At 29.8% G+C, this 21,873-nt stretch carries 22 protein-coding genes; 3 read left to right on the top strand and 19 right to left on the bottom strand.

The window, feature by feature from the left end:
* Position 1: 1 nt before the first annotated feature.
* Together ABD940_RS03195 and ABD940_RS03190 are read left to right on the top strand one after the other, a co-directional pair.
* Positions 2-304: a chaperone modulator CbpM gene (locus ABD940_RS03195; RefSeq protein ID WP_345200266.1), complete on the top strand. Its 303-nt coding sequence runs from the start codon at positions 2-4 to the stop codon at positions 302-304.
* A gap of 84 nt (positions 305-388) precedes the next feature.
* The gene (locus tag ABD940_RS03190) at positions 389-916 is read left to right on the top strand and encodes a Rossmann-fold NAD(P)-binding domain-containing protein (protein WP_345200265.1); all 528 of its coding nucleotides are present in this window, start codon (positions 389-391) and stop codon (positions 914-916) included.
* 52 nt (positions 917-968) lie between these two features.
* Here the strand turns inward: ABD940_RS03190 and ABD940_RS03185 are convergent, their stop codons facing one another.
* Together ABD940_RS03185 and ABD940_RS03180 are read right to left on the bottom strand one after the other, a co-directional pair.
* Positions 969-1,952 (bottom strand): PLP-dependent cysteine synthase family protein, encoded by a 984-nt coding sequence (locus ABD940_RS03185; protein ID WP_345200264.1) that lies wholly within the window; start codon positions 1,950-1,952, stop codon positions 969-971.
* 439 nt (positions 1,953-2,391) lie between these two features.
* A complete protein-coding gene (locus tag ABD940_RS03180) occupies positions 2,392-3,621 on the bottom strand; it encodes an ABC transporter permease (RefSeq protein WP_345200263.1) in 1,230 nt (409 codons plus the stop codon).
* Positions 3,622-3,625: 4 nt separating this feature from the next.
* Between ABD940_RS03180 and ABD940_RS03175 the strand changes: the two genes are divergently transcribed.
* Positions 3,626-4,837 (top strand): exo-beta-N-acetylmuramidase NamZ family protein, encoded by a 1,212-nt coding sequence (locus tag ABD940_RS03175; protein ID WP_345200262.1) that lies wholly within the window; start codon positions 3,626-3,628, stop codon positions 4,835-4,837.
* A gap of 57 nt (positions 4,838-4,894) precedes the next feature.
* On the opposite strand, the gene ABD940_RS03170 is transcribed toward ABD940_RS03175, so the two are convergent.
* From ABD940_RS03170 to ABD940_RS03090, 17 genes are all read right to left on the bottom strand, one after another.
* Positions 4,895-5,101, bottom strand: coding sequence for a hypothetical protein (locus ABD940_RS03170; RefSeq protein ID WP_345200261.1), 207 nt, complete (start codon positions 5,099-5,101; stop codon positions 4,895-4,897).
* A 4-nt stretch (positions 5,102-5,105) separates the two neighbouring features.
* Positions 5,106-5,738, bottom strand: coding sequence for a DUF3575 domain-containing protein (locus tag ABD940_RS03165; RefSeq protein ID WP_345200260.1), 633 nt, complete (start codon positions 5,736-5,738; stop codon positions 5,106-5,108).
* Between the two features lie 3 nt (positions 5,739-5,741).
* On the bottom strand, positions 5,742-6,917 hold the full coding sequence (locus tag ABD940_RS03160; RefSeq protein WP_345200259.1) for a thioredoxin family protein: 1,176 nt from the start codon (positions 6,915-6,917) through the stop codon (positions 5,742-5,744).
* Between the two features lie 369 nt (positions 6,918-7,286).
* Positions 7,287-7,493: a hypothetical protein gene (locus ABD940_RS03155; RefSeq protein ID WP_345200258.1), complete on the bottom strand. Its 207-nt coding sequence runs from the start codon at positions 7,491-7,493 to the stop codon at positions 7,287-7,289.
* A gap of 511 nt (positions 7,494-8,004) precedes the next feature.
* Complete coding sequence (locus ABD940_RS03150) at positions 8,005-9,186, bottom strand: hypothetical protein (RefSeq protein WP_345200257.1); 1,182 nt, start codon at positions 9,184-9,186, stop codon at positions 8,005-8,007.
* Positions 9,187-9,188: 2 nt separating this feature from the next.
* Positions 9,189-9,443 carry a hypothetical protein gene (locus ABD940_RS03145; protein WP_345200256.1) on the bottom strand — a complete coding sequence of 85 codons (255 nt, stop codon included), beginning with the start codon at positions 9,441-9,443 and terminating at the stop codon, positions 9,189-9,191.
* Positions 9,444-9,627: 184 nt separating this feature from the next.
* On the bottom strand, positions 9,628-10,350 hold the full coding sequence (locus ABD940_RS03140; RefSeq protein WP_345200254.1) for a hypothetical protein: 723 nt from the start codon (positions 10,348-10,350) through the stop codon (positions 9,628-9,630).
* A complete protein-coding gene (locus ABD940_RS03135) occupies positions 10,340-11,497 on the bottom strand; it encodes a zinc ribbon domain-containing protein (protein WP_345200253.1) in 1,158 nt (385 codons plus the stop codon). The genes ABD940_RS03140 and ABD940_RS03135 overlap by 11 nt, the downstream gene beginning before the upstream one ends.
* A 106-nt stretch (positions 11,498-11,603) precedes the next feature.
* A complete protein-coding gene (locus ABD940_RS03130; protein ID WP_345200251.1) occupies positions 11,604-12,101 on the bottom strand; it encodes a hypothetical protein in 498 nt (165 codons plus the stop codon).
* Positions 12,102-12,521: 420 nt separating this feature from the next.
* Complete coding sequence (locus tag ABD940_RS03125) at positions 12,522-15,311, bottom strand: TrlF family AAA-like ATPase (protein ID WP_345200250.1); 2,790 nt, start codon at positions 15,309-15,311, stop codon at positions 12,522-12,524.
* A gap of 133 nt (positions 15,312-15,444) precedes the next feature.
* The gene (locus ABD940_RS03120; protein ID WP_345200248.1) at positions 15,445-15,993 is read right to left on the bottom strand and encodes a hypothetical protein; all 549 of its coding nucleotides are present in this window, start codon (positions 15,991-15,993) and stop codon (positions 15,445-15,447) included.
* On the bottom strand, positions 15,983-17,209 hold the full coding sequence (locus ABD940_RS03115; RefSeq protein ID WP_345200247.1) for an RHS repeat domain-containing protein: 1,227 nt from the start codon (positions 17,207-17,209) through the stop codon (positions 15,983-15,985). The genes ABD940_RS03120 and ABD940_RS03115 overlap by 11 nt, the downstream gene beginning before the upstream one ends.
* 13 nt (positions 17,210-17,222) lie before the next feature.
* A complete protein-coding gene (locus ABD940_RS03110; RefSeq protein WP_345200245.1) occupies positions 17,223-18,362 on the bottom strand; it encodes a hypothetical protein in 1,140 nt (379 codons plus the stop codon).
* A gap of 2 nt (positions 18,363-18,364) precedes the next feature.
* Entirely contained in the window at positions 18,365-19,816 is a 1,452-nt protein-coding gene (locus tag ABD940_RS03105; protein ID WP_345200244.1) for a hypothetical protein, read from the bottom strand.
* Between the two features lie 617 nt (positions 19,817-20,433).
* On the bottom strand, positions 20,434-20,904 hold the full coding sequence (locus tag ABD940_RS03100; RefSeq protein ID WP_345200243.1) for a hypothetical protein: 471 nt from the start codon (positions 20,902-20,904) through the stop codon (positions 20,434-20,436).
* On the bottom strand, positions 20,858-21,061 hold the full coding sequence (locus ABD940_RS03095; protein ID WP_345200242.1) for a hypothetical protein: 204 nt from the start codon (positions 21,059-21,061) through the stop codon (positions 20,858-20,860). The genes ABD940_RS03100 and ABD940_RS03095 overlap by 47 nt, the downstream gene beginning before the upstream one ends.
* 2 nt (positions 21,062-21,063) lie before the next feature.
* Complete coding sequence (locus tag ABD940_RS03090; RefSeq protein WP_345200241.1) at positions 21,064-21,744, bottom strand: hypothetical protein; 681 nt, start codon at positions 21,742-21,744, stop codon at positions 21,064-21,066.
* Positions 21,745-21,873 lie beyond the last annotated feature (129 nt).

The raw sequence follows: 21,873 nt of genomic DNA, 5'->3' as shown, positions 1-21,873 counted from the left end.
AATGAGTGAAAAAATATCGCGAGAAGAACTCGTAAAAATATACAATATTGAGATCACTTTTTTTGATGAATTGGTAGATTCCGGATTGCTGAATATTCAGACAGAAAATGAAATCCGTTATCTGATGTATGAAGATTTACCAATATTTGAGAGGTTTACAAACTGGCATTACGACTTGGAAATCAATCTTCCCGGATTGGAAGTCATTCATGAAATGCTTCAAAAAATGGAAAATTTAAAGCAAAGAAATCGTGAACTGATGAACAAACTTTCGAGAATCAACGACAAATATGAAGATCATTAATAGTTTGTGGTTGATTGTTGATGGAATCTATTGAGGATAAGATGAAAACTCTATCTTTGCAGACGTCAGAACAAATTAATAATTATGAGCGAAGAAAAGGTAATTGTTTTAAAACCTAAAAGACAGGATTTCGAGGGCATCTATTTTAGCGGAAATCAGGGAAGTTTGTTTTTTTCATCGACAACGAGAGGAAAAACAGTTACGACGATTGTTGTTGGATTAATTTTATTGATTCTGTTTTTCTTTAAAGATGATTTTACAAAAGAGAAATTCGGGATTTTCTATTTTGTAAGTTTTCTGTTTTTGCTTTGTGCTGTTTTTCTTTCTGTAAGTATTAATAAGGTTTCTAGATGGAAAAAACAGGTTAACAGTTATTTAAACAAACTTGAAAACTGTAAAATCTACGAAATCACATTCGATCAAAATTTCTTCACCGTAAATATTGACAGTGAAAAAGAGACTAGCGAATGGAAAGATTTTAATTATTTCGACAGTAATAACGAATTTATTACCCTTGAAGGAAAGTACAATTATATGTTTCCGAAGAAGTCAATGAGCGAAAAGGATTACAGCTTATTAAAACAAATTTTAAACAAAAATATCAAAGAATAAATAAAAAACTCAGAGCAAACACTCTGAGTTTTATTTTATAATGAAAAGCTGATTAATCCAACCAACCCATTTCTTTCATCCACTCATCATTGTAGATTTTCCCAACGTATCTTGAACCGTGATCATGAAGAAGTACAACAACGACATCATCTTTTGTAAACTGATCTTTCATCTGAACCAGAGAAGCAATCGCACTTCCCGCAGAATATCCACAGAAAATTCCTTCCTCTTTAGCCAATTTTCTTGCGTAAACAGCACCATCTTTATCCGTAACTTTCTCAAAATGATCGATTACAGACATATCATAATTTTCAGGAAGAATGTCTTCACCAATACCTTCTGTGATATAAGTGTAAGCATTTCCTAAATTGATGTCTCCCGTTTCGTGAATTTCTTTTAAGATAGAACCATAAGTATCAACTCCGATTACTTTAATATCCGGATTTTTTTCCTTGAAGAAAGTTCCGCAACCTGTAATCGTACCTCCCGTTCCGGCTCCAACTACGAAATGAGTCAGTTTTCCTTCCGTTTGTTCCCAGATTTCAGGAGCTGTAGACTCATAATGAGCCGCTCTGTTTGATAAATTATCATATTGATTTACATACCATCCATTTTCTGTTTCCTTTGCCAATCTCTTTGAAACTGAGTAGTAAGAACGCGGATCTGTAGGCTTAACATCTGTAGGACAAACGATTACTTCAGCTCCAACAGCACGAAGAATATCACATTTTTCCTTTGATTGTTTAGCATTCGTCACAAAAATACATTTGTAACCTTTGATGATCGCTGCAAGGGCCAATCCCATTCCTGTATTTCCGGAAGTTCCTTCGATGATCGTTCCTCCAGGTTTTAATCTTCCGTCTTTTTCTGCGTCTTCAATCATTTTCAGAGCCATTCTGTCCTTCACAGAATTCCCCGGATTGAAAGTTTCAACCTTTGCCAAAACCAATGCCGGAAAATCTTCACCTAAAACTTTGTTAAGCTTTACCAATGGTGTATTTCCGATGGTTTCAAGGATGTTTTGTGCGTATTTCATAAATGTTTTTTATATGCGGCGTAAAGATACAGTTTTCAGGATAATTAAAAATGAATTATAAAGAATGAAGAATTAAAAATAATCAGTCAATCAATTAATTTTCAGTAATTATTTTTTGCTATTGATTAATTTTTAGGAGCTATTTCCCGCTTTCCGTTGCAATCTTTTTTTTCAAAAAAGGATTTCCACTGCAATCGGGGCTAGGATTTTTGTCGTCATCAGAACATTTGTCATTGCGAGGAAATCAAATTAGAAAATCTTAAGAAAATCAACAGTTTTTTTGTCATTTCGAAGGAATCTAAACCATTAAGATTAACAAGAAAAATTGTCTGAATTTCTATGGAATAATAAGCTTGATGAATATTTAATTCATTGAGAATATATATATGGAATTATAGAATTTCCCATCAACAATCAACCATTTCCAGTCAACTATCCATTAATTATATTTAATTGCTTTTACTGGAGAAATCTTACTGATCAAATAACTCGGAACAATTAAAGCCAGTCCGGAAATAAACAAAATCCCGACAGAAATTGAAATAATTGCAATAGGATTCAGGTCTACCGGAACGGTACTTACATAATAATTTTCAGGATTTAATTTAATAACTCCAAAAAACTTCTGAATCAAGATCAAACCAAGACCAATCGCATTTCCATACAAAAGTCCCGGAATCATAATAATCAAAGTATAATTAATGAAAGTCGCTCTGATCTGAGAATTACTTGCTCCCAAAGTTTTCAACAAACCTATGGAATTCGTTCTTTCAATGATCAAAATCAAAAGAACCATAATGATATTGATGACAACAACAATTAACATAATGATGATAATCAATGCGATATTGGTATCAAAAATACTGATCCAATCGGTAATTTGAGGGAATTTTTCTGTAGCTTTTTCTGCGTAATTTTTATAGCCGATCAGTTTTTCGATTTCAGGAAAATCACTGTCGATATCATTTACGTTTTTTAAGAAAATATCAAGTCCGCCAATTTCATCAGGCTTCATATCCTGAATTTTTCTTACATGATTAATTCCTCCGAGAACGAACTGATCGTCAATCATTTTGATGTCGGTTCTATAAATTCCTACAACCTGAAAATTTCTGTAAATAGGTTTTTGATCAGCTTTTGAAAAAACAGTCACAATGCTGTCGTTTACTTTTAAATGAAGATCGTTCGCAATCTTTTGTGAAATAGTAACACCATTATAATAACCAACTTCCGTTACTTTTGGAGAAGTTCCTGCAATCAGAAATTTTTTGAATCTTAAACTATCAAAATCTTTACCTACTCCTTTAAAAATAATCCCGGCAAAATTATGTTGGTTACGCATAATTCCCGTCACCATTGCATATTTCTGAACGGTTTCTACATCTGGAATTTCCTGTATTTTTTTTATGCTCAATCCTTGATTATCGAGAACGGAAGTGTTATAAGAAGAATTTGATCTTGTGGATTTTACGGTAATATGTCCGCTGAAATCCGCTAATCTTTCTTTAATAGCTTTCTTGGAACCAAATCCTGTGGAAACGGTAATCAAAGAAACAATAATTCCCAACGCCACAGAAAGTCTGCCGATGAAGATGATAACCCTTGATAGGTTATTTTTGTTATCTTTGGAAAACGCTATTTTTCTAGAGAAATATAAAGGAAATTTCAAACGTATGAATTTAGATTTCAAAATTAAAAATTTACTTCTTATTTGCCTAATTTTTTTAGGAGTATTCAATCAATATTATTCTCAGGTTACTAATATCGGTGGTTTTAAAACCGGCGCAGACCAACCTGAAGTATATTTACCTTTATTAAAAGGGAAAACGATCGGTGTTGTGACGAATCAAACAGGATTAATGAGTGACAAAACTCACGTTGTTGATTTTTTAGTAAAAAACGGAATCAAAATTAAGTCGATTTTTGCTCCTGAACATGGTTTCAGAGGTGATGCAGATGCAGGTGAAAAAGTAAAGAATGGAGTAGATGTAAAAACTAAAATTCCCATTGTTTCTTTGTACGGAAATAATAAAAAACCAACGCCTGAACAGTTAAAAGGAATTGATATCGTAGTTTTTGATATTCAGGATGTTGGAGTGAGGTTTTATACTTATATTTCAACTTTAACCTATTTAATGGAAGCCGGAGCGGAAAATAATGTTGAGGTTATGGTTTTAGACCGACCAAATCCGCATGACGGTTATACAGATGGTCCTGTTTTAAAGAAAAAATGGACAAGTTTTGTCGGGATGCACGAAGTTCCTGTTGTTTATGGTTTAACGATCGGAGAATACGGAAAAATGGTGAATGGAGAAAAATGGCTTAAAGATGGAGTTCAGGCAAAATATACTTTAATTCCGATGAAAGATTATCACAAAAAATTACGTTATTCGATTTTAGATAAACCTTCACCAAATTTACCGAACGATAAATCGATTAATCTATATCCAAGTTTGTGTTTTTTTGAAGGGACGCAGGTTTCCGTAGGAAGAGGAACGGATTTACCTTTCCAGATTTATGGTTCACCTTGGACGACAAGTTTGCCTTATCAATTTACTCCAAAACCGACTTCGGGAGCGAAAGATCCATTTTTAAACGGAAAATTATGTTATGGCGAAAATCTTTCAGATTATAAAACTGATTTGAGAGAATTAAATCTTGAATGGGTTATTAAAGCCTACAAAAATTATAAAAATTCCGAATTAGATTTTTTCTTAAAAGCTGCTGCGGGTAAAAATCTTTGGTTTGATACTTTGGCTGGAACCGATGAATTGAGAAGACAGATTATTGCAGGAAAGTCAATATCAGAAATAAAAGAATCCTGGAAGTCGGATTTAAATAAATTTGAAAAGATCAGAACTAAATATATAGTTTACGAAAACTGATAAAAAAGGTCAATTGTAATTCACAATTGACCTTTTTTATTTTATTTAAAATTTAATTTAATCAAAATCCTGTGGCGGAGTTTTATCATTCTTTCCTTTGTTCATAATAATAAGCCCGATAGATAAACCAATAACTCCTGCAACTGCAATCATTAAAGCGGTTTGTAATTTATCAGCCTGATTATTTCCGATATAGTTCATTAAAAACAGAATGACAAAAGTAATAACACAAATGATAATATGATTTTTTCCGAATAGTTTCATTGGATTATTTTAATTTATAAGAAATCATGACGCCACCTCTGTAAGGAATGATTTCGCCACTTTTATTGTAATCTTTTGCGCTGTCATAACGATTGCCGGTTGTACGATCATAGCCTTTATAAAAATCCTGTGAAGTTCCTATACCAGCATAAATATCGACGTTCCATCTATCCGAAACCTTAAATTGGTAACCACCTGTAATACCCAATATTAAGGAATACCCTTTTTGATATAGATCAGATTTGTTATAACTGATTCCTGTATCTTCATTTATGGTGATGCCATCTTTCCAGTAATTCCATTTTTGTACTATAAAGCGAGAACCTGCAATATTTGCTCCGATATACCAATGTTTGAAAGCTTCATCGAAATAATACCTGCCTTCTAATGAAAGAGAATAATACTGCAGTTCGTGTCCTGAAAAAGATTTCCACGGAGAAACAAGAACATCGCCCTGTACGGTAATCTTTTTACTTAATTGATGCTCTAATGCTACATTTACAACTCCGATAGGAATAAGCAGAGCATTTCCTTTTATGTAAACACTGGTTTCAGTTTTTTGCTCCAGTTCCTGAGCATTTAAATTACCTAATAGGAATAAGGTTAAAAATCCTGTAAGAAATTTTATTTTCGACATTCGTTACTTTATTTGTTTTAATAACTCATCTGCTAAAGTAGAATCTTTTTGAGACTGAGCTGCCATATTTTTAGACATTTCAGCATATGTTTTTGCCATGTCTTTATTTCCTGTTAAGTAATAAAGTTTTGCTAAAATATAAGTATTTTCTGATGTTTCGCCACGCATTACAGATTTTTCTGCCCATTCTGCTGCCTTTTTTAAAGAAGAAACAGTTTTTATATGTTCAGAAAATACCCAGGCTGCTTTTAATAATTCATTGGGTTCAAAAGCCTCTGAATTTTTGTAATAAGCTAAAGCTGCCTTTTCATATTCCGGAAAATTAGCATTTTGCTCGTAATAACTTAGTTTTGTCTGATTAAGTTTTACTTCCGCGTCATGTTTCCCAACTAAAGGTTCTGCGGTTTTCATAAAATAATCATCATTGATTCTTTTATTTTGCTGGTCAATAGACTGCTCAACAATTTTTCCTAATTTTATCTGATTATCAAACTCCTTATAGGTTTCTTCCGGTAAAAACTTAATGATTTCGGCTTTTCTTTCGGTGAAAGTTTTGTAATTTTTATCTTCAGTAGACTTTAAGAAAAATAATAATAATCCGACATCGTCTTTTGTGAATTCTTCCGTTTTTTTCTTGTTTTCAAAGTATCTTTCGGAAGCTTGTTTAGCAAAATCAAAATCTGATGAAGAATTTAATTTCATAATGTTAATTAAAAATTCCGGATCTTTTTCACCTTTTGCGAAACGCTCCTTTAAAGAACCTTTTTTGTTATTCGGGGAATTTATATCCTGTGCCATAGAAACGAAAAGACTGCCTTCCATATACCCAAAATTCTGAGAAACAAGCTCACCGTCCCCGTTTAGAAAAAGATAAGTAGGGTAGGAACGTACGCCAAATTTTGTGGCAATTTCTCTTCCTTCTCCCTTTTCCATATCAAATCTTGCATTGACGAAATTAGCATTGTAATAATCTCCGACAGCTTTTTGGGTAAAAGTATTTTTTTCCATCATTTTACATGGACCGCACCATGAAGTATAGGCGTCGATGAAAAGTAATTTGTTTTCTTTCTTCGCTTTAGCTACAAGCTCTTTGAAAGGAAGATCCTGAAATTTAACGGCTTCCTGAGCAAATGCAGTAATGGCAGAAAATAAAAATAATCCAGAGATAATCTTCTTCATTTTATCCAAATAAAAATTAAAAGGCGAATATACTTATTTTGAATGTAAATTAAGCGGGATTATTATTGTATTAACTAGGATTTAACAATACGATCTGAAAGTCGGATGAATGAAAACAAAAAAGTCATCTCAATCGAGATGACTTTAAGTGGTTTCTCCAGAACCCACCGATTTTATAAACTTTCCACATAAATAGAGCGCTTATCATGGGTTGATTTTCAACGGGGGGAATTATAGGGGAAATTTGCGCATTTTTTAATCAAAGTAAATCAATTTTATTTACAGTTAAATCAAAGTATTTAATATGATAAATTATAATCAAAAATACAAACTAAAAAATGAGAATCCGTTAAAAATAAAAATTAATTTTTAAGGCTCTAAAGAAAGAACCCTATTTAGTAATTCATGATAGAGATAATTTTCCAATTTACTCATTTTCTCAGAAGTTTCAATACGTTCTGAAGTAACATCTTCTTCTTTCATATTATTTTCTATTTCCTTAGAATCTAAGGAGGTTTTTACAAAATCATGAGCAGCTTTTAAATCTGCTATCGATAGTTCACTAATTTTTTTCATAATATTATTTTAAAAATAAAATATAAGCTCGATTAATAAGGAGAAAATCAATTAATAATCCTGAAAGGTAAGTTTCTATTAAAAATAAAATAAAGCCAGTTTTCAAACCTTATTAAAAGTTTCTAGGAAAACGAATATTATTCTGAAAGAGTAGGGCGGAGCTATCTAAAGAATTTTTAATCCGTAGATAAGTAACTTTTCTTTCAGCTTCAAATTCGGTTTTCCACTATTCAAATTTCAATTTTAATTCAGAAATAATAAATTTATACTTCGGGCGAAAATCAGCAGAAATTCGCCTTATTAATCAAGCACGTTTCAGATTATAATTATTTTCTAAGTAATCGGGATTATAGCACTTAAAAATTTTTAATTTTAATTCAATCAAGATTATTAAAGAAACCCGAAATCAAAAAATCAAAAATTTTGCGCAAAGTATATAACCTTCTTTAATAGCTAAGTCTATATATTCTAATTATAAGGTATAGATAGAGCTATTATATAATAGGAAATTTTAAGTTAACGAATCCAATCTTTTTTCAAGAGCATCTAAAAACATCTTTTCGTAAGATGTAGCATAGTAATTTTTATCTCTGAATTTATCGTAAATTTCATCTACCTCAGCTTGAAATTTTCTTCTTTCTTTAACATTTACAAGAGGAATAATATCTCGAATAAAGTCCGTATATCCCATTTCTTTTACGGCTTGATAAATTAAATATTCAACAAAAGGTTTCTTAGCTTTACTTTTTAATTGAGACTTGATAAGTTCGGTTTCTATTTCTGGAGATAAGAAGTCTACAAAATCAATTTCTTTAGCAGTATCAAAGAGTGCAGTTAAAAGGTTATTCCAATTATCTTTAATATCCTGTAAAGTATCTAATTTCCTAAAAAAACTTTCTCTTCTAAAAGAACTTACCTCTTTTACTCTTAATTCATATCGGAGAAAATGATTTCTTTCATTAATTTTTTTTCTTCTATATGCTTTTATAGAGTCTTTTTTATTAGCAAACATTTCTTTTGTAAAGATTATCCTTTTCAATTTATCGTAGATACTTATTTCAAACGTATCTGCTTTAAAACGGACTCCACTTCTGCCGTATGTATCTTTTTCAGGAACATTCTTTAAGCTTCCAAAAGATGAAAGCATACCATTTAAGCTTACTCTTTCAAAACCATTTTTAGTTTTTATTTTAGTAGAAAATTTTAAGTTTGCTCCAAGTTCGACTTGAGTAACATCAGCACTCCAAAATATAATTCTAGGGATTCTAAACTCTACGGCATATAATTCAATAATATCAATAAAGTTTTCATATTCTAAATCTAACAAAACTCTGGGCATTGATTTATCAAAAGGACTACAATTATATTCAATCCCTTTTTTATCGGCAACCTTCATGTAATCAATCCAATTTCTTCTAATATTTTGATTAAATATTAGTTTACCCTTTTTTTCTCCAACCTTAATTATAAAATAAATATAATGATGAGTTAACTTAGACGGTTTCTTTTTTTCATAGTCAGATTTCCCTTCTTTGACATTTTTTTTCCTATCACTAAATAATTCGGAATTATGAAAATCATATTTATACCTAATTACATCGCTTTCTGAGGAAGAAGTTTTTATAAATTTAGTTTTGAGGATATTTTCATCAATTTCTATATTATCAATATAAAACTTTATAACATCAACCATGATTATCTCTTTTTTAAAAATTTTTCAAATTCTTTTAAACTTACAAATATTTTCCCATTTCTTACAGGCTGGTAAACAACTAATCCAGCTTTTCGGTACTTATCAAAAGTTTTAGTATTAAGGCTATAATTTTTCAGAAACTCCTCCCGACTAATAATATCATTAAAAGAGATTTCTCGAAGCAATACTTCCAACTCACTGACTTGTCTTTTTAGTTTTAAATATTTCTTTATAAAGTAGATTAAATTTTTTGCCATAGCATATATTTTTATATTCTACTTATATAAACTCTCTGAAAACAGGAAACAGCCAATTAAGGATTATTAAATTATTGAAAAAACGTAAAGTGTTAATTATCAGTAGCAAAAATTTTACATAAAAAAGACGATTCTAAAATCGTCTTCGATATATACCCCAAAATTGGAATATTATAATTCTTAATTAAAAATTAACTATAAGTAAAAGCTCTTCTATAATCATTCTTAGTTCATTTTTATATTGATCTATATCTGATTTTTTAGCGTTAAATCTTCTATTATGCGCACTTGTATCAGCTAATTTTTTTATCTTAGGTAAATATTGTTTAGTAGTTCTTCCAAGGTTCCAATTACTATTAGAAATTAAATTATCAACTAGCTGAGCTAACATATAAAAATTTCCATCACTATCTTTTATTTCATTTGGAATTTTAAATTTTTCAAATATTTCAATGATTAATGTTTCAAGTAATTTTCTAATCATTACAAGAGATGCATCATATTGCCCGTAGTCATAACAAAATATAGCTTGATTACCTATTTTTTCAATATAGCCTCTTGTATTATTTAATAATTCTAAAGGAAATAAATTATTTGTTAAGGTTACTTTTAACGGCTTTAAATTAAATTCATCATCTAATTTCTTTCTTATACTCCTATTAAAAGCATAACCTTCTTCTTTTTTAATAAATAAAGGACTAGTTCCACTGCAATTATTACTTATAATTTGTGGTATACTATTAGGAGTTGTTAGATGCAGAGTACGAAATACATTTAAGAGATCAGAAGATTTAAAATTATCTACATTTTGTGAAATCAAATAAAAATAAGCTACATATTTTATCTTTTCTTTAGCTGAAAGTCCATCAAAATCATCTAGACTATCAATATAATCTTCAATTTGCATTACCAAGCATTTTTTCAAATTCTAATTCTCCTTTACGGCTAAGTTTCCAATATTGTGACTCTACAATTTCAACCCAAAAATCTCGATATTTTATATTTTTAATCACTTGTCGTAAACCAGTAGGTCGTTTAGGTAATTTTAAACTTTTAAATGCAAAATCAATATTTCCATCAGAAAAATATTCTTTCTTTAAGATATGATTTATATAATATCCTATACATAATATATATTCTTTTGTTGAATTTGGATTAACTTTATTAATTAAACTTTCCAATCCATCTTTTACATACATATCAAATTCTTCTAACTTAATACTTTGCTGAGCAACAGATTTAGAGGTTTTATTTTGAACGTTAGATTTTACTTTATTAGTAGGCTTAGACAATTTTTCAGAGTGATTAGTCAAAAGTTTCTTGGCATTTTCAATACCAATTGATGTGAGAATTAAATTATTATCTTTAACAGTAGAAAAATTTTCCTTAAAAAGTTTAGTCCAATTACCTGCGAAGTTTTTTCTTCTAATCACCGTATATCGAGCATCTTTATAACTTTGATATACTCCGTCTCGGGTAAATTGATTTTTCCCAAAACCCGATTCATAGAAGGCATATATAAGTATCCATTCTCTTTCGCTAAAGTTTGTATATTTTATAGCCAAATCATTAATATGCGGGAAAGAAAAACCTTTTTCAGACACATCTACAGGCAGTGGATTGTTTATTTCACCGCTTTCGTCAGAATTAAAACTTATTACATTTTCAGATTCATTAGAATCATCTTTTACTTCATCTACAAACTCATATTCTACTAAATTACTATCTGTAATATTCGATTTAAAAATTTTAGAATTATTGGGTATCATTCCAGCAACGACACTAGTAACCTGACTAGCTGTTTCGTTAGTAAATCTTACTTCATATTCTCTTTCTTCTTTAGTTTCTTTAAATTTTATTGTATTAATGTTTTCATTTACAATTATTTTATTTTCCTCATAAATACTAGTTCCACAATTAAAACAAAATTTCGCCCCTTTTACCAAAAGAGTATCACAATTTTTACATTTAACATTCGTTCCACAACTAGGACAAAATTTGTATTGTTTATCTAGAGTAAAATCACAACTAAAACAAGTAATATTATTTTCCATATTTATATTTTTCAATTTAATATTTTCATCGCTAGAATTTTGCCAAACCAAAATCTATAGAGAATCAATACATTAAGAAGAAATAAAGTCATGCTTTATTCGGACATTAAGACACAAAGTGTTTAAAAAGTTTGTCTATTTTGAAGTCAAAATATTTAGAATACTCGTATATTAAATCGTTTAAATTATTTAAATCAGGATAATCATCATTAAATTTTTCTTTATTAAAATTTAAATCTTCATCAAAATATTTTTTTATTATTTCCTCATCGCTTAAAGTTGATACGTCTCCTAAGCAAAACCCAAGGTTTATAAAATTTTGAGGAATAATAATAGTTATACTCGAAATTTTCAAACTCCCAAGACTATATATAGTAAAATTTACTTTTTGTTCTGCAACTAACCCTAAATTTTCAAGATGTTCTTTTACAGAAGTAATAGGTCTTAACAAATTTATTGGGCTATCAATTTTATTAGTCCCAATAATCAAACTCGAAAATTGACTATCAATCTTATAAATTTGAGCTATTATTTCTTTAGTTGGATCATATTCCCAAGTTGGCTTTCCCATATACCGAACAAAATCGTTTTCTTTAAAAGTCATTCTCATATTAATTATAAATTTTCAAGATTATGTTGTAGTGCTTCAAAACAATAAGCTACAAGAAAGCAAATTCTATTTTTTGACTATCAAAAATTTACTTTCATCAACAGTAGAATATAGACCGTAGAAATAATTCTCTAATTCAGAATATTTTACTGGGTATTTTATTTTTTTGTATTAACTACCATATCAAAGATAATTAAATAAAATTCTGCATCAAAGCTAACTACAGAAAAATCAATTAAAATTCGTTAAAGACTAATTTATACTCTAGTCACTTTTAAATTGATTTTTAAGGCATTTCCAAAAGGCTCAATAACATATTTATCATTACCTATCGGAAAAAAAATTGCTGTAAGAGGTCTATTATCCTTAATCTTCTATATTTACGTTTAATATACATCTTATATATCTTAGAATTTAGAAACCATATTTTTCTTCTCGCTTCTTAAATGCATCCATACCTCCTTCCACTATTTCCGTAATATGTTGTCTAATACCCATACTTTTCAATAAATCTTTACAATCTTCATGACTAAATGAATCTTCTAAAGCGCCATTTATATAATCAAATTTATATGGACTTTCACTATCAGTATCGTTTTGCCCATTTTGATTAGCTACAATAACATTTTCAGCATCCGCATTTACTACAATATTTGGATTATGAGTTACCAGAATAATTTGCCTTTCTCTTTTTCTTAATTTTAAATATTCAACTAGTTCTCTTGAAACAGAGCGGTTATCCAAATTATCTTCTGGTTGGTCAATTAATATTGGTCCATTATCTTTACTAAGTTTAATAATCAGTTTTAATAATACAAAACTAGCCTTACCAGTCGACATTTTATGTATATCATCATTATCAGATTTTACATCCCAATGGTCAAAAAAATTATCTGTTAATATTTTTTTACAAGCATCCCTTTCTGAATTATTCCCTTTTAATATACCAGGATTATTCTCAATTTTTTCAAATAGATTTTTCAACCCATTTTTTATAGAGCTAAAATCAACTTCTGAAAGAGCAGTCTTTACACCACTAGTTTTTTCGTATTGATATAAATACTCGAATCCTTCATTATTAAAACTTCTACCGTCAATTATTGAATCAACCATTTTTCTAAACTCAGGATAATTATATTTAACAGAGCCTATAATATCAACTTTATCGTCTTGCCCCTCTAACAACATTATTCTAGGTTTTAATTCCTCTAAGATTTTAGCGTAAAGTTCAAAGTTTTTTTCAAATTCACTAAAAATCTTCTCTTTTTGTTCATTTAGAACAACAATATTATCCTCAATTTCTTTTTTAAATTGTTGAATTTCACTCAACTTTTTCTGATCTTCGGAAATACTTGTTTGAATAGTTTCAATCTGTTTCTGATTATCAAGTTTTTCAATAAAAGGTCTTAATCTATTTTTTATATCATTTTGTTCTTCTCTAATTCTTAATAGATTTGTTTTAAATATATTTTCTTGGATAAATATTCCTTCTTCATTTTTCTTAATTTCATTTTCTATTTCATTAACACTATTCAAAGAATCATCTATAAAATTATATTTATGTAAAAAATCAGTTTTAATTATTTCAATTTCTAACGACTCCCCTAAGAGACGTTTACGATTTACAAAGCTACTAAGAACGCTCTTTATTTCATCGTTGAAAGTTTTAATCTTATCAAAATCAGAATTAATTTTACCTTCCTCAATATTTAGATGATTTATTCTTTCATTCAAATTTTTATATTCTTCCGATTCTTCTGGCTTAAAGGCAATACTTAATTGTTCAAGTTTTTTCTTATTAGAAGCGATACCCTCCTCAAGAGCTTTAGTATCTCCTCTTGTTAATAATTCTTCTTGTTTTTTCTTAATCGCATCTTTCAACGAAAAATAATAATCTACATCTTGTTCTCTTTGATAATCGTTTCTAATCGCTTTGTCAACAAAATCATTATATTTCTTTTTATATTCTGAATCTTCTAAAATTAAGTCTCTAATTAATTTTTTTAAAGTATTTCCATTCTTTCTACTTTTATCTACTAAATTAGATAAATGATTTTGAGGAATATACTTTATACTAGGAAGAATACTCGAATGGTCAGGTCTATCAATGATTGATTGCTCACTTCCAGAAAATAATTTAACTTTAAAATTAAAATGGCTATCACTTTCAGATAGGTCATACAAATCTTTAAATTTATTATCATCTGTATCTTTGTACTTTAGAATATTATTTTTCAATAAATCTTCATCGGCAGTATTTAATAAAACTTCAGCATTTAAAGTTCGGGCAATTTTGTAGAGTAATATAGATTTTCCTGATGATTTCCCTCCAATTATTACATTTAGATTTTTATTAAATCTTATAATTTCAGGGGTAAACTTATTATCAGATGATTGAAAACTTATCTCTTCAATCATTAAGTTATCTAATTTTTCAGATTCAGGCTCATCCGTTTGAATTCTTATCCTTTCATCAGGTTCATATATTATTTGCTTTAAACCCTCAAATGTGGTTTCAGCTTTTATCCAAGTAAATTTTTTACCTATACTATCAAGACTATGAGCATCACTATTCTGTAAAAGTGGTCTTTTATAACTAAGCCAAAATTTAGAATCTTCTTCTATATTTTTCGGATTATCCGTAGAATGAATAAGAATATCCGCATATTTCGTTAATTTCTCATAGTTTGTACTAGTTCGAGCATTACCTTTTCCTCTAGACAAGAATCCGATTAAATATTTTCCACGTAAACCAATTGATTCTTCTTCTAAACACTCTTTCAATTTATCGAAATTAATTACAGCGTTTTCAAAATCTGATTTTTCAGTTAAATCAATACATTTTTTATCATTTCCGCTAATATTTACATTCATATTATGTAGAAATTTCTCAATATTTTCCTTTGTAACGTCATTAGAGAATATAACATGCAAATCAAGACAATCATCATCTTTATTCTGATAATCTAATCTAATTTCAAGATTCAAAAAAGTTATTATTCCTTCTTTTTCAAGTTTATCTTTTAATTCAAACTCTCTATCGTCGAACTTAAAATAATTTGTTAATCCTATACACGATATATTTTCATTCTTTAGTTTTTCAATAAATTCAGCTTCTTCACATTTATATCTATTTAAAAAAGTATAAGGCGTATGGAGGTGTAAATCCCATTTTCTCCATTCTGATCCTCTTGTAATTCCCATAGTTAAAGTTTTAGTTTTATAAAAAGTAAAAATTAAAAAAAAGTATCGAAATATTAATACGGTTTTCCGTAAAATATTTCAATACTTTCTAAATTTCTTGTTTATTGATTTAAATATACCTTCTTAAATAACGTTATTTTACAGGAGGCGGAGGTGGAGGTAGCATTGGAGGATCAGCAAAAAGATTATTATAATAATAAGTATTTTTAGGTACTGGAATTAATCTTTTATTATTTATTTCATACAAATCAAAACATGGAATACTAGTTTCGGTTTGATTATTTTTATTAAAGTCAAAAATATCATTTTTCTTAATCATTTTTTTCCGTTCAAGTTCATTTGAAATAATTACATAATCAAAAAACTCTTTATTATAAACAGCCAAAAGATGTCCATTATATTCTTTTAAAGCATATAAAGAATCAGTAATAAAAACATTCTGTGCAGATATTTGCACAAACTCTTTATTATCAAGCTTCTGATATCTAACAGCAATAACTTTATCCTTTCTACAATTTGATGAATCAACAAATAAATTAATTTTATTATACAATTGATTTTCTACAGTTAAAGTATTTTTTCTATCAATACTGAATGCAGGAGGAGCGTTATGTTTTTTATTACAAAAACATAAAAATAAAAGAGAGAGAAAGAAAACTATTTTTTTTATTTTATTTACCATAAACTCTTTGAAGGGATTTTAAAAACTGAACATTAAACGGATATGTTTTACTCGTATTTTGCCCAGCTCCTGTTATTTCTATCATTCGATTATTATCATTTACAGTAAAAAATCTAGGAAAACCTAATCCTTTACTTGCATTACTTCTAAAGATACTATTCATAGTAACTTTATCTTGCGCCCATTGATTTCCAACATTCATATAGTCTAGTCCAATCTTTCCATCATGATTATGAGCCGACCAAACTAAATTATCATTTGAAAACCTATTCGATTTAATATCCGAGCTATTTAAAGCATGTTTAGTAGCTATTTGAAAATAATCACCACTTTTATCGCTATACTGAGCAAGAGAAAATTCAATACCACTATTTGTATTGTTATCTAAGAAGTTATAAAGATTAAAAGCAGTATCTAAGTTTTTAGAAAATCCTTCAGAGAAAAATGGGTTTAATGCCATCCCAAAAGAATCACTCAATTTTCCGTCATTAGTTTGGCTTAGTTGCCCTATTATAGAAACTTCACCTGCACTTTTCTTGTCTACGGTAAAAACACTACTTTGTGACGTTACTTTTCCAGAAGCATCAGTCGTAAATAATCTATCATCTTTTCTTTTTTCACTGCCGTCCAAAGGATTTAATCTTTGTACTTCACCATTTTGGAGTAATTTATAATCAGTTAAAGGCGCTCTACCGTCAGGGTCAATATTACTTATAGGGTTGTTAAATACAAAATTATAAGGCGACCAATTACTAAACTCTTCACTCAAAGGGTCAGGAGAAAACCAACGTCCTGCGGTATCTAAATACGGTTGTGCATCGGGGTCACTTAAATCTATTTCTCTGAACTCAATAATATCTTTCGTTTTTTTATTGTAACGGATAGAACCGATACTTACAATACTATCCATATCATGAAATTCTAAATATTTTCCTTTACTCAACGTTGCTACTTTCGGATAATAGCCGTATTTCTTAAAAGGATTTCCCGCTTCAATGTTTTTTCTTCTTCTTTCGGCTTCTTCGGGAGTAAGTTCATCATGGCTTTTTAAAACTTCATCCATGTACGGTCTGGCTCTTTCTTCCTTTGTAAGCTTTACGGGGTTTACATAAGGTTTTTCGGTTTTCGTTCGGGAGGAACTCTTTTTCTGGGCGAAAGTTCCGTTTATTCCTAGCGTAACTAACAATAACAGAGTAATCTGTAAACTTCTTTTCATATTCATTTTGTGGTTATTTTACAAAGTTATTTAATTTTTTATTCTCGTATTTATTTCTTTCCGTTTTTAATGATACAAGCCAATCCAAGTACATTTCTTCGGGCATTTGCCTGTATCCTATTTCATAGATATAGCCGTATTCCTTTTTCATGATTTCAAACAGTTCTTTTGCTTTCGGATTTCTCAAAGCAAGTTTTATATTTTCTGGATGATCGGGACTTAGATTTTCTTCGTTCATTACCTCTTCAAACATTTTCTTATGCGTTTCAGCCCTCAATATCAAGGCTTTTGCGAAAAAAGGATAAACCTCAACCGCTCTTTGCGTACATTTCAAAACAAAACTTCCGTCGTTTTCGGGAAAACTTTTATTGTAAGCCTGAGCCAAGTCGAAAAGGCAAAGCGCTAAACTTTCTTTATTATTCAAAGCCTTCATGAAAACTCCGTTCTTAATAGCATCCAAATGGATATAGCCCGAAGCCATCAGCCAACCGTCTTCGGGGAAAATTCCGCTTGTAAGTTCGGTATTATACCAACCTACCGTTTTTATGCGGTGCTTTATATAAACATGGTTTGGAGCTAACGCCAAATTCGCATCTACCCCCAATTCTTCAGCTAGTATTTTATACAAATATGGCATAGAATTACAATTCCCTTTTTTCGTCAATAATAACTTCGATACAAAAAGGTTAGAGATTTCTTTATGCCCGAATACATCCTCAAAGTCATAATTAAAAGGTTTGTATTGGATAACGGTATCTTTTACCATTACAGGAAGCGACTGACACATAATAGAAAAAACGGCAGCGTATTTACTTACATTATCTTTATCGCTTTCAGAATAATTCAATTCTCGGCTTTTCAGTATCGAACCAGAAAAGGCTTTCAAAAAGCTTATTTCTCTTTCTAACTGAGGTATATCTAGCTTTCCCTGATAATAGGCATTTTCTACACCAAATACAGCACTTTTAAAGCTATATTCCTGCTTATCATTCAGCATATTATCAATATTCTGATACGCTTCATCATAAAATCGGTTTTCTTTATCGGTGTTTTCCAAGAAAACATTTTTTACTTCCTGAGCAGAAATAAGGTTACAAAGGAGAAAGCTTATCAGGAAACTTAATTTTATTAAATAATTTTTATTTTTCATCATTATTAAAGCCACGCTTTCGGGATTTCATTGTTTTTAGGTTTTTCTTCTTTTTTCGCTGGTGAGGATTTCTTCAAGGCTTCGGCTCTTTCTTTTTGTTTTTGAGCATCAATTATTTTCATCCTTTCAGCCATTTCTTCGCTTTTTTGCTTATTATCCTCTTTTTTCATGTTATTTAACCAACTCTCGTAAGCTTCTTCGGGCATAAACTCATATCCCAGATTTTCTATTTTGTCCTGTCTTTCGTTCGCTTTATTCAGAAGAAAAACAGCTTTAGGATAATTTCGGATATTTTGGAGGTCTTCTTTATTTTTAGGATTAATTCCTAAATTTTTCATGGCGAATTCAAATCGGGAAATATCATAATTAGCTCTTATCATATTCGCAAATATGTTATTCGGAGAGAGTTCCAGCGCTTTATTTATAGTTTTAAATACAAAGTTATCATAGCCATATTTATGAATATACCCATTCGCTAAATCAGTATAAAACTGGGATAAAAGCTCTCTTTTACTAAGGTTATTCATATAGATTTTGTTTTGCAGGGCTTCGGATTTTATATAACCCGATTCCAAAATCAAAGAATTTCCCGTAAACATTCCGTTCGTCAGTTCTACATCAATCCATTGTTCTTCTTCATTCATAAAACGAACATAGCTATGATTTGGAGCATAAGATATATAGGCTTCGGCTCCCAATTCTTCGGCAAGAATTAAATAATATAAGGGCATCGAATGACATTGACCGCTTCCTTTTTCTATGAGCTTATCAACAAATATTTTCGTCCAATCTTTCTTTCCCATGTAATCCTCGAAATCATATTTCAGGGCTTTATGGGATTTTCCCTTAATATTCATGTCTTCGGAAAGAAACTTAAAAAGCATCAGATTTTTAGAGCTATTACTGAGAGTATCTAATTTTAGTTCTCTCATTTTACGTTTTAGGAGCTTTACAGTTTCTTTGGTCTGGGAACGGAACTTCGTAAAACTTTTTTTATTATCGAAGTAGGCGTTTTCTACAATAAAGTTCGCTTCTCCGACGGAATAATTATCAGTATCTAAAGACGAAAGCTTATCGAAGGCATCATAATAGGATTTTACACCAATTTTATCTGAAAGAGAGGGAAAATTATAGATAGCGTTTTCTTTTTCCTCCGCCTTTTCGTAGTTCTCCTTTTGTATTCTTACTTCCTCATCTTTCGTCATTTGCCTCATATCCTCCGCAATTATTTTTTCAGTTCGAGAATGAATATTTTCACGACGGGAAGACTTTACATCAAAAGAAGGCTTTTCCGTTGGAAGAACAGCGGAATTAACAATTACAGAACTTGAAGATTTGGGAGCAGGATTTTTATTTACAGAGGGCGTAGGATTCGGGATACCGAGAATATCGGGTATCTGCGAAAATCCTTTTATCCCGAAGAGAATAAAAATCAAAACAGTAAAATTAATTTTCATTATTTTAAATCATCATTTTGTTTATAGTATCATTAAATTACCAAAATTCCTGAGGGAAGAAATTTCAATAATTCTTTCTCGAATTAATTTGGCGACAATATCGGTAAAATCCTATTTCGAGACATAGGTATTTTCCCTGTATTTTATTTCATTTTACAAATCTATTTCGCAGAAGCGTCAAAAGTCGTCGTAACATATATTTTTTTGCCTTATCATATCGAGAGACGTAATTTTATACTCAAATTACTTTTAAAGTGATTTTCGGCACTTTTCAACTCTTCTACTTGCATTCCCGAAGCTTCTTCAAGGCAAAAAAGTAAAATCCCCTCTAAATATTCCTATTTTTTCAGTTTTTAATATCATATAACCTGAGTAGGAAATAATTACTTGCTTTCCTTGCATTTGGTCTTATAACTTTTACCTTATTATTTCAGTAAAGTTTATCTTGCTTTTACTTACATTTTACTTGTATTATTTTATTTTTCATGAATCCTTAGTACAAGCTAAAAACTAGGGCAGATTTTCCTTTAATATAAAAAATACTAAAGATAATTTAACCCAATGTTGATTGAATATTAATTTTTAATAGAATTAGTTTTTTATTTTAACAAAATATTTTACTTGTAATATTTAATCTTCTCCGTTTTCATGAAACTTTCCAAATCCCTGAAAGTAATTTTATCTAAATATTCTATAAATCCATCAATCATTCCTTCCTTTAGAGCTTTTTTAAGCTTGGGAGATTTCGGGTCAAATTTTTTTCCGTCTATATCAGCGTAATATTCGTTTATTCGTTCAAGCTTATCTGTTTTGTTATCTAATAGATATTCTACATTATAACGTAGTACATCGCTATTTTCTCCGTAAAATGAGCTTACATTTTTTTCAGCACCGATTAATCTTTTATTTTCATCAAAATAATATTCGTACTCTATACTAGAATCACCGCTAGGGCTAATCGGAGTTTTTCTGATATAAGCAATTTTATCGTTTTTCTTTACAAACTCATAGACCGTTGAAAATTCAAAACCGAACTCGGACTCAATATCCTTTGTTTTTACAGGAAAATATTTTCCCGTTACTTTCATCTTTGATATAGGTTTTAATTTTCGTAGAATCGTTGTTATAAACATTCTTTACAAAAGTTTTCAAATTTTTGACCTTATTATCATAATCCGAAGATTGAGTCTGAGAAAAGGCGATAGAAAACATGGATAGGGTAGCGACTAATAATAGTTTTTTCATGGTTATATTTTTATAGAATCTTCTTTAGGTTCGTTTTTCTTTTTATAGTCGTCGGAATCAGCGGATTTATTTTGTTTTTTAATCAAACGACCGATAGCCGATTCAGCTTCTTTTTCTTCTGTTTTTGAGTTACTCTTATTAGCAGATTGCTTAGAAAGCTCGGACTTATAAGCAGCACTTTCGTAATAATTATGGGATTCATTTATTTTTCTTTTGTAATTAGGTTTTCCATAGTCTAAACTATTTCTATCGTCAGAAGTATCGTTTTCGTTCATATTACCTTTGGTATAGTCAATAACAACTTTTGTATAATCAAACATACCGTAACCCGTAATTAAGCTTTCGCCTGAATCTTCGTTACGGAACTCAATTTTTCTTAGAATTACATAATCTTCATCGTATATCCCAATATTTTTATATCCATTTTTCCTGAGAGTATTTTTTATAAAATTCTGGGCATATTGCTCGTTCATTTCTTCTCCGAAAAGTAAATTTTTAAAAATTTTAACAAGGTTGGGTTGGGTTAACATTAGCTTATCTACGATTTTGTTTTCAACACTTAATTTATCAGGCTTAGTAAATATTGCTGTGCCAAAGAACAAAACCAATAAAACGATTACAATTAATGAGGTGTAGTTACCGCCAGAATTGCGGTTAGAATAGCGATTATCAAGATTTCCCACGATTAATAATTAATGCCGTCAGTTCCAAAACAGCTTTAAATATATACATAGAAAAAGCGTGGAACTTAACCGTATCAGTAATCGAGGTACTGCCATACCCATACACCTAATAGGAAAAGCCCACGCATA

The sequence above is a fragment of the Chryseobacterium ginsengisoli genome (genome assembly GCF_039542325.1).
Classification (GTDB): Bacteria; Bacteroidota; Bacteroidia; order Flavobacteriales; family Weeksellaceae; genus Chryseobacterium; species Chryseobacterium ginsengisoli.
This window is presented reverse-complemented; position numbering and strand designations above follow the sequence as displayed.